This window comes from Slackia isoflavoniconvertens, from assembly GCF_003725955.1.
Lineage (GTDB): Bacteria > Actinomycetota > Coriobacteriia > Coriobacteriales > Eggerthellaceae > Slackia > Slackia isoflavoniconvertens.
This window is the reverse complement of sequence record NZ_QIBZ01000004.1, coordinates 93,446-107,146: the sequence shown is the minus strand read 5'-3', so window position 1 is coordinate 107,146 and position 13,701 is coordinate 93,446. Positions and strand designations below refer to the sequence as shown.

At 54.6% G+C, this 13,701-nt stretch carries 14 protein-coding genes; 11 read left to right on the top strand and 3 right to left on the bottom strand.

Annotation, left to right across the window (positions count from 1 at the left end; genetic code table 11):
* The first annotated feature begins 167 nt into the window (after positions 1 to 167).
* From rny to hflX, 6 genes are all read left to right on the top strand, one after another.
* On the top strand, positions 168 to 1,697 hold the full coding sequence (gene rny / locus DMP05_RS03145; protein WP_123219121.1) for a ribonuclease Y: 1,530 nt from the start codon (positions 168 to 170) through the stop codon (positions 1,695 to 1,697).
* Positions 1,698 to 1,789: 92 nt separating this feature from the next.
* A complete protein-coding gene (locus DMP05_RS03140; protein ID WP_123219120.1) occupies positions 1,790 to 2,872 on the top strand; it encodes an ATP-binding protein in 1,083 nt (360 codons plus the stop codon).
* Between the two features lie 181 nt (positions 2,873 to 3,053).
* The gene (locus DMP05_RS03135) at positions 3,054 to 3,347 is read left to right on the top strand and encodes a stage V sporulation protein S (protein WP_123219119.1); all 294 of its coding nucleotides are present in this window, start codon (positions 3,054 to 3,056) and stop codon (positions 3,345 to 3,347) included.
* A gap of 43 nt (positions 3,348 to 3,390) precedes the next feature.
* Complete coding sequence (gene miaB / locus DMP05_RS03130; protein ID WP_123219118.1) at positions 3,391 to 4,752, top strand: tRNA (N6-isopentenyl adenosine(37)-C2)-methylthiotransferase MiaB; 1,362 nt, start codon at positions 3,391 to 3,393, stop codon at positions 4,750 to 4,752.
* A complete protein-coding gene (gene miaA / locus DMP05_RS03125) occupies positions 4,742 to 5,695 on the top strand; it encodes a tRNA (adenosine(37)-N6)-dimethylallyltransferase MiaA (protein ID WP_123219117.1) in 954 nt (317 codons plus the stop codon). Before miaB ends, miaA begins: the two co-directional genes overlap by 11 nt.
* 9 nt (positions 5,696 to 5,704) lie before the next feature.
* Positions 5,705 to 7,000, top strand: a complete 1,296-nt coding sequence (gene hflX, locus DMP05_RS03120; protein ID WP_375781744.1) for a GTPase HflX — start codon at positions 5,705 to 5,707, stop codon at positions 6,998 to 7,000.
* Between the two features lie 85 nt (positions 7,001 to 7,085).
* Here hflX and lexA read toward each other — a convergent pair whose 3' ends face one another.
* Positions 7,086 to 7,754 (bottom strand): transcriptional repressor LexA, encoded by a 669-nt coding sequence (lexA, locus tag DMP05_RS03115; protein WP_114615530.1) that lies wholly within the window; start codon positions 7,752 to 7,754, stop codon positions 7,086 to 7,088.
* Between lexA and DMP05_RS03110 the strand changes: the two genes are divergently transcribed.
* The 4 genes from DMP05_RS03110 (at position 7,753) to gdhA (ending at position 11,109) form a co-directional block, all read left to right on the top strand.
* Positions 7,753 to 8,262, top strand: a complete 510-nt coding sequence (locus DMP05_RS03110; protein WP_211326839.1) for a hypothetical protein — start codon at positions 7,753 to 7,755, stop codon at positions 8,260 to 8,262. The genes lexA and DMP05_RS03110 overlap by 2 nt on opposite strands.
* A 286-nt stretch (positions 8,263 to 8,548) precedes the next feature.
* Entirely contained in the window at positions 8,549 to 8,998 is a 450-nt protein-coding gene (gene nrdR / locus DMP05_RS03105; RefSeq protein ID WP_114615568.1) for a transcriptional regulator NrdR, read from the top strand.
* A gap of 53 nt (positions 8,999 to 9,051) precedes the next feature.
* Positions 9,052 to 9,495 carry a dUTP diphosphatase gene (gene dut / locus DMP05_RS03100; RefSeq protein ID WP_123219114.1) on the top strand — a complete coding sequence of 148 codons (444 nt, stop codon included), beginning with the start codon at positions 9,052 to 9,054 and terminating at the stop codon, positions 9,493 to 9,495.
* Between the two features lie 258 nt (positions 9,496 to 9,753).
* A complete protein-coding gene (gene gdhA / locus DMP05_RS03095; RefSeq protein ID WP_123219113.1) occupies positions 9,754 to 11,109 on the top strand; it encodes an NADP-specific glutamate dehydrogenase in 1,356 nt (451 codons plus the stop codon).
* Between the two features lie 138 nt (positions 11,110 to 11,247).
* Here the strand turns inward: gdhA and DMP05_RS03090 are convergent, their stop codons facing one another.
* The gene (locus DMP05_RS03090) at positions 11,248 to 11,835 is read right to left on the bottom strand and encodes a zinc-ribbon domain-containing protein (RefSeq protein WP_123219112.1); all 588 of its coding nucleotides are present in this window, start codon (positions 11,833 to 11,835) and stop codon (positions 11,248 to 11,250) included.
* Between the two features lies 1 nt (position 11,836).
* On the bottom strand, positions 11,837 to 12,511 hold the full coding sequence (locus DMP05_RS03085) for a hypothetical protein (protein WP_123219111.1): 675 nt from the start codon (positions 12,509 to 12,511) through the stop codon (positions 11,837 to 11,839).
* A 152-nt stretch (positions 12,512 to 12,663) separates the two neighbouring features.
* On the opposite strand from DMP05_RS03085, the gene rnhA reads away from it, so the two are divergent.
* Positions 12,664 to 13,140 (top strand): ribonuclease HI, encoded by a 477-nt coding sequence (gene rnhA, locus DMP05_RS03080; protein WP_123219110.1) that lies wholly within the window; start codon positions 12,664 to 12,666, stop codon positions 13,138 to 13,140.
* Positions 13,141 to 13,701: the final 561 nt, after the last annotated feature.

Below are 13,701 nucleotides of genomic sequence, written 5' to 3'. Positions count from 1 at the left end.
GCATTAGTGCCCATAAGGCACTTTCTCGATATATAACAATTGCATAGCCGATTCTTTTCTCGGCGTTAGCGCTACTGTTGTGTATTCACTCATGCCAGGCATATGCCCGGCATTTTCTTTGCCGGCAGCCTGTCTTCGTATATGAAATTAGAAGAAAGGGGAGGCCGATGGAAATCGCACTTTTGATCGTCGGCTTGGCCGTTGGCATCGCCGGTGGCTATTTTATTACCCGCTACGTCGCAAATTCGTCCACCAAGCGCGCCCATGAAGAGGCTGAACAGGTGGTATCTGAGGCGAAGCGCCAAGCGGAAACCATGCGTCGTGAGGCTGTGGTTGAAGCTAAAGACGAAGTATTCAAAATGAAACAGGAAGCTCAAGCTGAGCACAAAGAGCGCATGAAGGAAGTTCGTGCAGCTGAAAATCGCGTTTCTCAGCGTGAGGAGTCTGTCGACCGCCGCGTCGAGAGCCTCGATGCCCGCGAGCATCAGCTCTCTTCCATGCAAGGCCAGGTTGAGCGTCGCGAGCGCGATTTGAACAGCGCCATTCAGGAAGTGAATGTGCGCCTCGAGCATGTCGCCGGCATGACTCCTGAAGAAGCGAAGAAGGAGCTGCTCGACAACCTTCGCGACGAGGTTACGCATGAAAGCGCCGCCATTATTCGCGAGGCAGAGCAGCGCACCAAGGCCGAAGCCGATAAGAAGTCGCGTGAGATCTTGAGCCTCGCCATTCAGCGCGTCGCTGCCAATCACACGGCTGAAACTACGGTGAAAACCATTCACATTCCCTCCGATGATCTGAAGGGCCGCATCATTGGTCGCGAGGGCCGCAATATTCGCAGCTTCGAGCAGCTTACGGGCGTGAATTTGCTCATCGACGATACTCCTGAGTGCGTTACCATTTCGTGCTTCGATCCCGTTCGTCGCGAGATTGGCCGCGTTACCATGGAAAACCTCATCGCCGACGGCCGCATCCACCCTGCCCGCATCGAAGAGATGTACGCGAAGGCTGAAAAGCTCGTGAACCAGCAAATTCAAGAGGCTGGTGAGCAGGCGACGTTCGACGTTGGCATCCATGACTTGCACCCTGAACTTGTTCGCACGCTTGGTCGCCTTCGATTCCGCACCTCGTTTGGCCAAAGCGTCCTGAACCATTCGCTCGAGGTCGCGTACCTGTGCGGCGTTATGGCTTCTGAGCTCGGCCTTGATCCTGTTCCTGCTAAGCGCGCGGGTCTGCTTCATGACCTCGGCAAAGCTGTCGACCATGAAGTCGAGGGACCCCATGCCGTTATCGGTGCCGACCTTGCTCGTCGCTTCGGTGAAAGGCCCGAAATCGTTCACGCGATTGAGGCGCACCATGCCGATGTCGAGCCGAATAGCGTGCTCGATGTTTTGGTCCAAGCCGCCGATGCCGTTTCCGCCGCTCGTCCTGGCGCTCGCAAAGAAAGCCTCGAAAGTTACGTAAAACGTCTTGAGAAGTTCGAGGAAATCGCGAATGCCCATAAGGGCGTTGAGCGTACGTACGCCATGCAGGCGGGTCGCGAAATACGCGTTATGGTTGTTCCCGAGATGGTCGATGAAGCTGCTGCCGTTGTTTTGGCGCATGACATTGCCAAGCAAATCGAGGATGAAATGCAGTATCCCGGCCAGGTTAAAGTGGTTGTCATCCGCGAAAGCCGCGCCGTCGACTATGCAAAATAATCTTGAATGTAAAAGAGGCGCCGCATGGCGCCTCTTTTTTGTATTCCGTACGAGCGATGGAGCCGTGCGACTCTTGTACGAAGGGTGGAAGAATGTCCGATTCCGAAACGCTTGCTGCATTTCTTGATTCCACGCCTGCTGGCACGAGACTTCGCGTTGAGGACGACCTCGGAGATGGTTTCGTTCGACTCCGTGTGTCTGAAGCAGAGCGACGACAGGCTAAGCAAGACATTCGCTGCGTTGAAGACGCGGTGATTGAAATGCTTCGCAACGCGCGCGACGCCCATGCGCGCACCATTATTATGGGAACGTCCCGTTCGGGGAATGCTCGTCGCATTATCGTGGCCGACGACGGCGACGGCGTTCCCGAACGGTTGCGCGATCGAATATTCGAGCCGCGTGTTACCTCGAAGCTCAATTCAATGACCATGGACGAGTGGGGCGTGCACGGACGCGGCATGGCCCTTTATTCCGTTCGTGAAAACGCCGAGCGAGCTGAATGCATTGCCTCCGTTGAAGGCAAAGGCAGTATCTTCCTTGTTGAGTTCGATTGTTCGAAAACGCCTGAGAAAAGCGACCAAAGCACGCCGCCGTCGCTTGTGAAGCAGAGCGACGGAACATGGACCGTCAGCTCAGGTCCGCATAACATTCTAAAAACAGCATCGGAATTCGCGCTTGCGAATCGAGACGTATGCACGCTGTATCTTGGAAGCATCATTGACTCTGCGGCGACAATGTACGCATTCGGGCGGCAATTCCTTTGCCCGAACAACCTCGCGAGCACTGCTGCGCCCATAAAAAGACTTGGTCTGATGCGCGACGCAGCTTCATTGGTCAATGCCGCTCGCGATATTGGTATTGCCATGTCTACGCGCAGCGCACATCGTATTCTTGCGGGGGAGATAGCTCCGCTTGCCCCGTTTCTCGAAACGTTAGATCGCGTGCGCGAAGGTGACGAGGAATCACCGAAAAAGGGCGTCAAGTCGAATAATTCCACGAATCGCGACTTCAGGGGACTTAAAATCGCGCCAGATGACATGGATGCTTTCATCTCCTCCTTGAAGAAGGCGTATTGCGAGCTCGCCGAGTCATACTATCTTGAACCCAATGTTGAGCCTTCCATACGAATAACGGCCGACGGTGTGCATGTGGTATTTCCCCTTTCCAAGCTCTAGGGCGGCTTTGGGGAGTGCTGCCGTGCGAACTGCTTCTTCCTGCGTGTGAGTAATGTGGCTCGAACGTGCTCACGCGCAGTTCAGCAGCTCTATGAGGTACAATCACCCAGATAAAAAGATGCTTGAGCCCCTAAGGCATAGACACAACATAACGCACTCTAAACATCGTAGAAGGACGCACATGCCAGAGCATTTTGAAAACGGGCAGCATGCAGGCTGCTTGAAAGTATCGTCGAAATCGTCACCCGCATCGGTCGCTGGCGCTATTGCCGGCATGATTAAAGACGGTTCGTGCGTAGAAATTCAATCGGTCGGCGCGGGTGCTGTGAACCAGGCGGTAAAAGCCATTGCGATTTCTCGTGGTTTTCTGTCGCCTATTGGCATCGAAATCGTTTGCGCGCCATCGTTTGCCGACATCGTGATTGATGGCGAGTATCGCACCGCTATTCGTTTCAATGTCGAACGTCGCTCGTAATTTTCCGAACATCTGACCTCAGTAGAAAGTGGTAGCTCGCTGTATGCTGTCTCCAATTTCCGATAAAACCTTTTTCCTGCAAGTTTTTGGCTGTCAAATGAACGAACACGATTCCGAGCGAATCGCAGGCATGCTCGAATCGCTCGGCGCGATTCAGGTACCTGAGCTCGAAGAGTCTGAAATCGTCGTATTCGTGACGTGCTGCGTACGCGAAGCCGCCGATACGCGCCTTATGGGCCAGGTCGCTTCGATGAAGAACGTTCCGCTTCCACAGGGAAGCAAGCTCGATAAGCGCATCGTGTGCATTGGCGGATGCATCGGCCAGCGCGATGGCGCGAAGCTCATGGAAAAGCTTCCGCATGTCGACGTGGTGTTCGGCACGCAGAACATCGATCGCTTGCCGCGCCTCATTGAATCGGTGCTTGTCGGCAAAGGCCATCAGGCCGAAGTATATGAGGCGAGCGAAAAATTCGCTACCGACCTGCCGAGCAAACGCGTGCATACGTGGGCCGCATGGTTGCCTATTACCTCGGGTTGCAATAATTTCTGCACCTATTGCATCGTTCCTTACGTGCGCGGTCGCGAAAAGTCGCGCACCATCGAAGATGTCGCGGCGGAAGCGCAGGCCCTTGTCAACGACGGCGTGAAGGAAATTACGCTGCTAGGCCAGAACGTGAATTCCTATGGCCGCGATCTGTACGGCGAGCCTCGCTTCGCCGATGTGTTGCGAGCCGTGTCGGCGACGGGCGTGGGGCGCATTCGCTTCGCCACGTCGCACCCCAAAGACCTTACCGATGAGGTTATTGCGTTATTCGGCGAATTGCCCAACCTCATGCCCGCCCTGCACCTTCCCGTTCAATCGGGCAGCGATCGCGTGCTGAAGGCCATGAATCGTCGCTATACCGCTGAGCACTATCTTGATTTGGTGCGAAAAGTGCGCGAGGCGAACCCCGATGTCGCCCTCTCCACCGATATTATTGTCGGCTTCCCGGGCGAAACAGAAGAAGATTTCCAGGCGACCGCCAACCTCGTGCGAGAAGTCGGCTATGGACAGGTGTTCACTTTCATTTATTCGAAGCGCGAAGGCACGCCTGCTGCCAAAATGGAAGACCCCACGCCGCGTGAAGCCATTCAACGTCGTTTTGACGAGCTTGTTGATATCGTGCAAGAAGGCGCGCATGAGCAAAACCAGCGTTTCACAGGGCGCGTTCTTGACGTACTCGTGGAGGGTACATCAAAGCGCGATGAAGACGTGCTTGCAGGCCGCAGCCCGCACAATGTGACTGTGCACGCGCCCATTCCCGCCGGCAAAACCATCGACGAGCTCGAGGGCACCATCGTGAAGGTTCGCATCGATGAGTCTCTCACCTGGTATCTGTCGGGCGAGGTCGTCGATGCCGAATAGCACGGTCGAGCACCGTTTGGAGCTCTCGAACCCCGTAATCGTGATTGTTGGGCCCACTGCGTCGGGTAAAACCGATGTCGCCCAGGAAATCGCTCGTCGCGTGAATGGGGAAGTAATCTCGGCCGATTCCATGCAAATTTATAAAGGCATGGACATCGGAACAGGCAAGTTGCCTGATTCGGAACGACTCGTGCCGCACTGGGGGTTCGATATTCGCGAGCCAGGTGAGGCGTATTCCGCGTCGCTGTTTCAGGAATATGCGCGAAGCTGTTTCGCCGATATCGAAGTACGCGGAAAGCGCAGCGTGCTTGCGGGCGGCACGGGGTTCTATGTGCGGGCGGCGATCGATGACTATGATTTCGCGTCGGGCGAGCAGGTAGGCAATCCCGTGCGCGAGAAGTGGGCTGCGTTTCTGACGGAGCATGGCTCCCAGGCTCTTTGGGATGTGCTCGACGAACGTGATGCGGAAAGCGCCGCCATCATTCATCCTAATAACTCCAAACGCGTGTTGCGCGCTCTCGAGATGCTCGAGCTCGACGGCGTTTCATACGCCTCGCAACATGAAGGGCTTGCCACGCTTGGCCAGGCGGTGCCTGCGCTCTTTTTCGGGCTTTCGGTTAACCCCGAGCTTTTGAAAAAGCGCATCAACGCACGAGTCGACGGCATGTTCGAAGCGGGGCTCGTCGATGAGGTTCGCGCGCTTTGCGACCAAGGCTTCACCGAGGCGCTCACGGCGCGTGAGGCTATTGGATATAAAGAAGTGGTCGAGGCGCTCGAAGGTCGTTGTTCTATGGAGGAAGCTTCCGAGGCCATTAAGCTTGCTACGAGGCGCTATGCAAAACGTCAGCGTTCATGGTGGCGCCATGACGAGCGCGTTCATTGGGTTGCTGCGGATGATAGCGACGTCGCGCGCATAGCCGACGAAATTCAACAGATGCTCTAGGAGGTCAGTGTGTCTTTCACCGATTCACTTTCTACGATGGATGAGGGCTGCGAGCGCGCCATTCTCGTTGGTATTCAACTTAAAGGCGACGATGCTTCTACGCTTATGTCATCTCTTGAGGAACTCGCGCGTTTAACCGACACGGCGGGTGCTGAAGTGGTAGCGACCACCTACCAAAAGCTTGAGGCGCCGAACCCGCGCACGTTTGTCGGGTCGGGCAAGGCGGAAGAAATCGCCGAAATGTGCCATGCGTATGCGGCTGATATCGTGATTTTCGACGATGAGCTCACGCCGTCGCAGCAAAGCAATCTTGAAAAAGCGGTGCCGAAAGATGTGAAGGTCATTGACCGAACGGCGCTCATCCTCGACATTTTCGCGTTGCATGCCACCACGAAAGAAGGCCGTCTGCAGGTGCGGCTTGCCCAGAATCAATACCTGCTGCCACGTTTGCGCGGCATGTGGGCGCACTTGGCGAGCAACCGCATGGGCGGCGGCGTGGGTTCGCGTTTTGGCGAGGGTGAAAGCCAGCTTGAGGTCGACCGTCGCATGGTACGTAAGCGCATTACGTCAATTCGCCGCGAGCTCGAGCAGGTTTCGCGCATGCGCGAAACGCAGCGAAGCGCGCGCTATGCATCAGGTGTGTTCAAAATTGCCGAAGCGGGTTACACGAATGCAGGCAAATCGAGCCTTATAAACCGCCTTGCCGGCGCAGACGTGCTTTCATACGACAAGCTGTTTGCCACGCTCGATTCAACCACGCGCAAGCTCGTGTTGCCCGAAGGTCGCGAGGTCACGCTTACCGATACCGTCGGCTTCATCCAAAAGCTTCCGACGACGCTCGTCGAGGCGTTCAAGAGCACGCTCGATGAGATTCGCGGCGCCGATTTGGTGCTGCATGTGATCGACGCGTCGTCGCCCGAACGCGAAATGCAAATGAAAGCCGTCGAGGAAACCCTACAGCAAATCGATGCGCAAGCAATTCCGCGCATCACGGTGTTCAATAAAATCGATTTGGTCGATGACGCGCAGGCGGCGGCGCTTGCGCGATTGCATCCTGGTGCGGTGTTCGTGTCAGCGGCGACAGGGCAGGGGTGCGACGAGCTTATTGAGGCTATCGCACGCGCCGCCACGGCTTCGGAAGAAACTATGAATGTCGTTGTGCCGTTCTCACGCGGCGATTTGGTATCGCTCGCTCACTCGAAATGTACCATCATTGCTGAGGCGTTTGACGAAAATGGAGCGAATCTCACGGTTCGTGTTCCTCGCGATTTATTGAGGCAATTTGAGCCCTATAAAACCTTGTGAGAAATGTAAGGCCCCCGGTACTTCGTTGGACAAGGGAGCACCGGGGGCCTGCGTAGTTCTTGCTACGAATTAAGGCTGCTGCGATTTAGAGGCGGCGGAAAACCGCGACGACTTTACCGGCGATGGAGACGTTCTCGCGCACGATGATGGGCTCCATTGATGAGTTTTCGGGTTGCAAACGCACGTGGCCTTTTTCTTTATAGAAACGCTTCACTGTTGCGCCATCGTCGACGATGGCGACCACGATATCGCCGTTGTTGCAGGTGGGCTGTTCTTTCACGGCAACATAATCGCCATCATTGATGCCGATTTCGATCATGGAATCGCCGCGAACCTTCAAGAGGAACGAGCTCGAATCTCCCACAATTTCGACGGGCAGAGGAATGGTTTCCGTTACGTTCTGCTCGGCAAGAATGGGCAAACCCGCAGCGACATTGCCAACAACGGGAAGCGAAACCACATCGGAAAAGGCCCCAGCGCCAACCGGCTCAAGCTCGGGTTCTTTCGGCTTCTGATCACGGCCAACGATGGTAATGCATCGAGATTTCAAAGGGTCACGGTGGATATAGCCCTTTTCTTCAAGCGTTTTCAAATGCACATGAACGGTAGAAGGCGAGGAAAGGCCTAACCCGTCGCAAATATCGCGAACCGTAGGAGCAATGCCCGTTTCATCGATTTGCTGTTCGATGAAATCAAGCACGGCCTTTTGCTTCTTCGTTATTTTCTTGGTGTTCTTGACCTCTTCGGCGCCCATGCGAACTCCTATCGAACAAATGTTTGAAAAATCATTGACACGAACTTTTGTGCGATTTATTATAACCACGAACAAAGGTTCGTTGCAAGTGCTATTCGAAGGAGTTGCCATGAAAACGGTTGCCAACAGCACAAAATCCGCTTACCCCTCATATAATCAGGCCGATTTCTTTGATGGCACCGCTGCGCGCAAAATCGAACATGGGGCTCGCATCATTTCAATTGACCGTCGTTCCGTCCGCACGTCTGGCGCGATTGCGCAGGAGACGTCGCGTCTAAGTGAAAGGGACGCCCGCGCGTGCGCCTCTCATGTCCAAAGCGCTTCAACGGCAACGTTTCGCGACGATTTTGCATTTTCGGTACGCGCTCTTGGTGCGTTCGAGCTCCTTGACCCAAGCAGCGAAACCGTCGCTGACCATACGTTGATTAAGGCCGCGCCTTCGTTTTCGAAGCTTACCGCCGCTGGTTTTCTTGCTTTTCTTGCCACGCTTTTCATTATCGTGATTTAGCTTAATCTTTGCCCGCCGTCGCTTTTGCTGCATTAAGCGACGGCGCGGCGCTGCATACGCGATAAGCATTGCGACAATGCGTTTTCTCGTATGCTCAATTGCTAGGCGTCGTATGCGACTTTGCTGTGAGCCAATTAGGATTTTTCGGTTTGCCGAGCTCTCTTTCTTATCGTGTATATTCTTTTTCGTTTCGGCGGCATTCGCTTCAAGCGTGTATCATGAACCGCATATTGTCGACTCGTACGCTTGCTTCGCTCTGTGCGAGGTGGGTATGATTGGAGGGCATATGCGCTGCCCCGTTTGTGGCCACCCCGAATCCAAAGTCGTTGATTCTCGTCCTTCCGATGAGTTCAACTCTATTCGCCGTCGTCGCGAATGCCTGAAATGCGGAAACCGCTTTACGACCTATGAACGCCTCGGTGATAACCCGATTATCGTTGTGAAATCTGATGGTACGACGCAAGTTTTTGATCGCGAGAAGCTTTATCGCGGCATTAGCATCGCGTGCGCTAAACGTCCAAATATCCCGAACGAAAAGAAAGCGGAAATTATCGACGACATTGAAGCCGAGCTTCGTGCCGCAGGCCGCCTTGAGATCAAATCGAAAGATCTTGGCGATATCGTCCTTGAACATCTGCGCGGTCTTGATGACGTTGCCTATATCCGATTCGCGAGCGTCTACAAAGATTTTCAAACCGTTGAAGAGTTTCGCGAAGCACTCGAAGGCCTTCAGTAGGCGACTCCAGTTCGCTTCATATGCGCTGCATGAACAATAGGAAAGTTGGCAAAATGGCTTCTCTTGTTATTCCCATAACCAAACTTCGTGATGATGCGGTAGTTCCATCGTATGCGTATCCTAGTGACGCCGGTGTTGACTTGCGTGCCGTAGAATCTGTGTCACTTGCCCCATTTGAGCGCGCGCTTGTTCCCACGGGTCTTGCGATTGCGATTCCCGAAGGGTATGCGGGCTTCGTTCAGCCACGTAGCGGCCTTGCCATTAAGCAGGGCGTTACCGTGCTCAACACCCCGGGTCTTATCGATAGCCACTATCGCGGCGAACTCAAAGTTGCGCTTATCAATCTTGACGCCCATTCAGTTTTTGAAGTCGCACCGGGCGATCGAATCGCCCAACTTGTCATCCAGAAGGTTGAAAACATCGAATGGAGCGTTGTTGACGCGCTCGACGAAACCGAACGCGGTTGCGGCGGCTTCGGCAGCTCTGGCGTCCACTAAACGCTTGCTCTTTTTATGCCTTCGAAACGGCCAGAGTTCTTCGCGTCACGCAAGGCTCTGGCCGTTTTTCTTAAGCGGTATTGCTCACGGGGCAAACGGTAGAAATGTTCGATATTTTTACTGCGCTTGAAACTTTCTCGCAATGCGTAACATTCACGAAACACGCGCCACGTATGCTAACCTCATCAGAAGGGGAGACGCATTGGGCGTCCCGCGGCCTTGGCCGACCCGCATTAGTATTGCGTAAAGGAGAATTGCATGTCCTACGCCGAACGAATCCTTGAAGAGCTTAAGGCCAAGAATGCCGACCAGCCCGAATTCATCCAGGCAGCCACAGAAATCCTGAGCACGCTTGGTCCTGCGCTCGATGCTCATCCCGAATATGAAGAGAACGCTCTGCTCGAGCGTTTTGTCGAGCCTGAGCGCGTCGTCATGTTCCGAGTGCCTTGGGTCGATGATTCTGGAAAGGTCCAAGTCAATCGCGGCTATCGCGTTGAGTTCAACTCCGCCATTGGCCCCTACAAGGGCGGCCTTCGCTTCAACCCCACGGTTACGCTCGGCATGCTGAAGTTCCTGGGCCTGGAGCAGATTCTTAAAAACAGCCTTACCACGCTTCCCATGGGTGGTGGCAAAGGTGGTTCCGATTTCGACCCCAAGGGCAAGTCGAATAACGAAATCATGCATTTCTGCCAGTCGTTCATGACTGAGCTGTGCCGCCACATCGGACCTAACACCGACGTTCCTGCGGGTGACTTGGGCGTTGGCGGCCGCGAAGTTGCCTATATGTTTGGCCAGTATAAGCGCATTCGCAACGAATGGACCGGCGTTCTTACTGGCAAAGGCCTCTCGTTTGGCGGCTCGCTCGCTCGCACCGAGGCCACGGGCTATGGCCTGGTGTACTTCGTTGACGAATATCTGAAGTCGAACGGCGATTCGTTCGAGGGCAAGAATGTCGTCGTTCATGGTTCCGGCAACGTTGCGATTTACGCTGTTCAGAAGGTTTCCCAGCTCGGCGGCAAGGTGCTTGCGTGCTCCGATACTCATGGCTGGGTTGAAGACCCCGAGGGCATCAACTACAAGGTGCTCGAGAACGTTTACAACAAGAAGCGTTCTGGTCACGACAAGGGCGTTACGCTCGCCATGTATCTCGACGACCGTCCGAATGCTATTTGGCATGCCGAGGACGGCCGTGGCGTATGGCAACTTCCTTGCGACATCGCGCTTCCGTGCGCACGCGAGAATACCCTGCTCCTCGAAGATGCTCAGGCGCTTGTGGCCAATGGCTGCAAGGTCGTTGGCGAGGGCGCCAATATGCCGTCCACCATCGAGGCGACCAACTATTTCCTCGAGAACGGCGTTGCATTCATGCCTGGTAAGGCAGCGAATGCGGGCGGCGTGCTCGTTTCTGGTCTCGAGATGAGCCAGAATGCCGAACATCTCTCTTGGAGCTTCGAGGAAGTCGATGGCAAGCTCGAGCAGCTCATGCGCGGTATGTTCCATAATGTTGACGACACCGCCAAGAAGTATGGTCACGAAGGCAACTTCGTCATGGGTGCCAACATCGCTGGCTTTGAAAAAGTCGCCGACGCCATGATTGCCCAGGGCGTTTGCTAAAAAGCGGTCTCTTTGAATTAATCAAAAAACGCAGGTCATATGACCTGCGTTTTTGCTTCCTAAGCCAAGAGACCAAACGTCAGTGTTTCGGCATTCGGAATGGCGGATTCTGCAGAATGGCAAAACCTTGAGCGGCTCCTATTCGGCTTTGCACTTGCTCGCGGCATTGGCCTCGGCTTTTGGCGCATCGGAAGCCTCGCTTGAGGACGCACCCTCGGTTACCTCGACCTCACTTTGAGCTGCCTTTTCGGCAGCTGGCGCATTGCCGCTTTCTGCCTCAGTCGATACGGCCGCAGCAGGCTCGGGCTGGACGTCGATAGGCATCGGATAACCGCAATGCATGCAGAACTTCGCATCGATGCCGACTTCGCCTCCGCATTCAGGGCATGTTTTCACTCGTCCTGCACGACGGGCGGCTTCTGCTTCCGCTGCGATGCGCTGCAGTTCGTCGGCGACATCGGCTCGTTCTTTGGCGATCGCATCAAGGTCGGCCATCATTTGCTCGCGGCCCGACAAAAGGGCGGGGTCGGCTTTGACCGCTTCTATCACGCTTTCGCCCAAGGCGGCGCAGGCATCTTTCCAACGACGATCGATTTCGCCCTGCTTAAAACGCAGATTCGCGCTATCGGCCATGCGTCCCGCGGCGGAGGCGCCCTTATTGAGCATATCGCCAGCTGCAGCCGCACTCTTGTTGAACATATCGTTCAAATCATCCATAAAGCCCATGCTAGTCCTCCTTCGTAGGTGATGGCCCCATCATAGCAACGTAAGCAGAATAGGCCGCACTTCGTGTCGAAACCGTAATAGAGCGTTTTGCGCCATCTTCGAAGGTGCGCTCAAACGTTACCTTGCTCGGCAGCAGCGCAACACATGCACCAGAGCCAAGCAAGTAGCAAACGCATGTCACAATGCCGTAGACAAGCAAAGTCGATTCCTCGCTAAACGACATAGAAGCAGCTGCGGCAACAACTTCCCACACAACAAGGGCGCATATAACTCCTGCAACAAGGGCGTAGACATACGTCCAAAACGTACGAGCGGCCTCTGGCGCGCGCAATGTCGCTTCGGCTGCGATGATCAACGCAACGATGCCTGTCGAGGAAAGCGTGGCGAGGAGCTGCGAGCTCGAATGGCCCAATACCGTGAAATCGCACGCATACAGCACCACGCATACGGCAATAATGGCACCAGAAGAGATGATCGGCATCGAACGCTTAATGCGATTGGCGAGGGGAGCCTCTTCGGGGATGACCGTTGTCGCCTTTGCGCGAACGAGTTTACCGTGTGGGTGTCGTAGGGTTCCCGCTTTCACATTTCGTCCCAAACCGGACATTTCGTCGTTTTTCACGACGATCCACGCGATAAGCGCGACGAGCACAACAGCTACAACGATAATCTGCATAACATCCCTTTCGATACCTCGATGATTGTACCTTTACGAAGGCGCGGCATGCACTCTTGTTGCCTTTTCGATGGCATCGTTCGTCAAACGCGTATACGTGTTACCATCAGCTGGCCAAAATGCGAATTTGGGTTTAAGAAGAAAGGCTGCTCATGCATGTAACCATCTACTCCGACGGATCATCGCGCGGAAACCCGGGGCCGGGAGGATACGGTTCGGTTCTGCATTACACCGATCCCTCTGGGAAACTGCATGTGAAGGAGCTTTCGCAGGGTTTCGATTGCACAACCAACAATCGAATGGAGCTTTTGGGCGTTATCGCCGCTCTTGAAGTGCTTAAACGCCCTTGCGAGATTGACGTCATCTCGGACTCCCAATACGTGGTGAACGCCTTCAACCAGCATTGGGTTGAAGGATGGCTCAAGCGAGATTGGAAAAACGCAAAGAAGGAGCCTGTGAAAAACGCCGATCTTTGGAAGCGCCTCCTGAAGGCGAAAGAACCCCATAGCGTCACGTTTCATTGGGTAAAAGGCCATGCGGGACATCCGGAAAACGAACGCTGCGATAAGCTCGCGACAGCGGCGGCCGATGGCGAAGGAAGAATCAAGGACGAAGGCTTCCAGGCTTAATTGGGCAAATGCGACTCATGCACTATAGGCCTATTAAGCTTGCTGATTTCGGCATAAGAAAGAGGAGGCGTTTCGCCTCCTCTTTCTTATGCTTTATTCTTTTTCGACTGAGAATGCTTCTTGGATTTCGTTCCCTCATCGCCAACAACGACGAATTGCGGCGAATCAAGGAGGAATTCTTTCAAAAAGGCCGCTTCATCTGCCGTGAGCCTATGCCCGGTCTCATGCGAATGCATGCTTCGCGGCTCCTCTGCGGTTGTGCCCATGTTTGCTCCTTCTCCCCAGGGTGCGCTCAAACATTCCCCTTAATGCGCTCCCATCGCGTCACTACGCGTTTCATCTGCGAAATCGTCTTTTCTTCAATACCTACTATAGTTGTATCATTTCCAATCTTGACTCTGCGACGCTGGTTTCGCGGGAGACGGTTCTATTTAACGGGCAGCGGTCATGTGCGGCTTTGGCGCACCCGTAGATGCTTGGATGCGCGCAAAACGGCATATCGCAGTGAACAGCTTGCACTTTGCTCGAACGGTATAATGATTGAGACGAAACAACGGTCGA

Excerpts from the sequence above, each read along its gene's own strand:
- rny (WP_123219121.1), top strand. The coding sequence starts at position 168 with ATGGAAATCGCACTTTTGATCGTCGGCTTGGCCGTTGGCATCGCCGGT.
- rnhA (WP_123219110.1), top strand. The coding sequence starts at position 12,664 with ATGCATGTAACCATCTACTCCGACGGATCATCGCGCGGAAACCCGGGG.
- DMP05_RS03085 (WP_123219111.1), bottom strand. The coding sequence starts at position 12,511 with ATGCAGATTATCGTTGTAGCTGTTGTGCTCGTCGCGCTTATCGCGTGG.
- miaA (WP_123219117.1), top strand. The coding sequence starts at position 4,742 with ATGCCGAATAGCACGGTCGAGCACCGTTTGGAGCTCTCGAACCCCGTA.
- DMP05_RS03140 (WP_123219120.1), top strand. The coding sequence starts at position 1,790 with ATGTCCGATTCCGAAACGCTTGCTGCATTTCTTGATTCCACGCCTGCT.
- DMP05_RS03135 (WP_123219119.1), top strand. The coding sequence starts at position 3,054 with ATGCCAGAGCATTTTGAAAACGGGCAGCATGCAGGCTGCTTGAAAGTA.
- DMP05_RS03090 (WP_123219112.1), bottom strand. The coding sequence starts at position 11,835 with ATGGGCTTTATGGATGATTTGAACGATATGTTCAACAAGAGTGCGGCT.
- miaB (WP_123219118.1), top strand. The coding sequence starts at position 3,391 with ATGCTGTCTCCAATTTCCGATAAAACCTTTTTCCTGCAAGTTTTTGGC.
- DMP05_RS03110 (WP_211326839.1), top strand. The coding sequence starts at position 7,753 with ATGCGAACTCCTATCGAACAAATGTTTGAAAAATCATTGACACGAACT.
- gdhA (WP_123219113.1), top strand. The coding sequence starts at position 9,754 with ATGTCCTACGCCGAACGAATCCTTGAAGAGCTTAAGGCCAAGAATGCC.
- dut (WP_123219114.1), top strand. The coding sequence starts at position 9,052 with ATGGCTTCTCTTGTTATTCCCATAACCAAACTTCGTGATGATGCGGTA.
- lexA (WP_114615530.1), bottom strand. The coding sequence starts at position 7,754 with ATGGGCGCCGAAGAGGTCAAGAACACCAAGAAAATAACGAAGAAGCAA.
- nrdR (WP_114615568.1), top strand. The coding sequence starts at position 8,549 with ATGCGCTGCCCCGTTTGTGGCCACCCCGAATCCAAAGTCGTTGATTCT.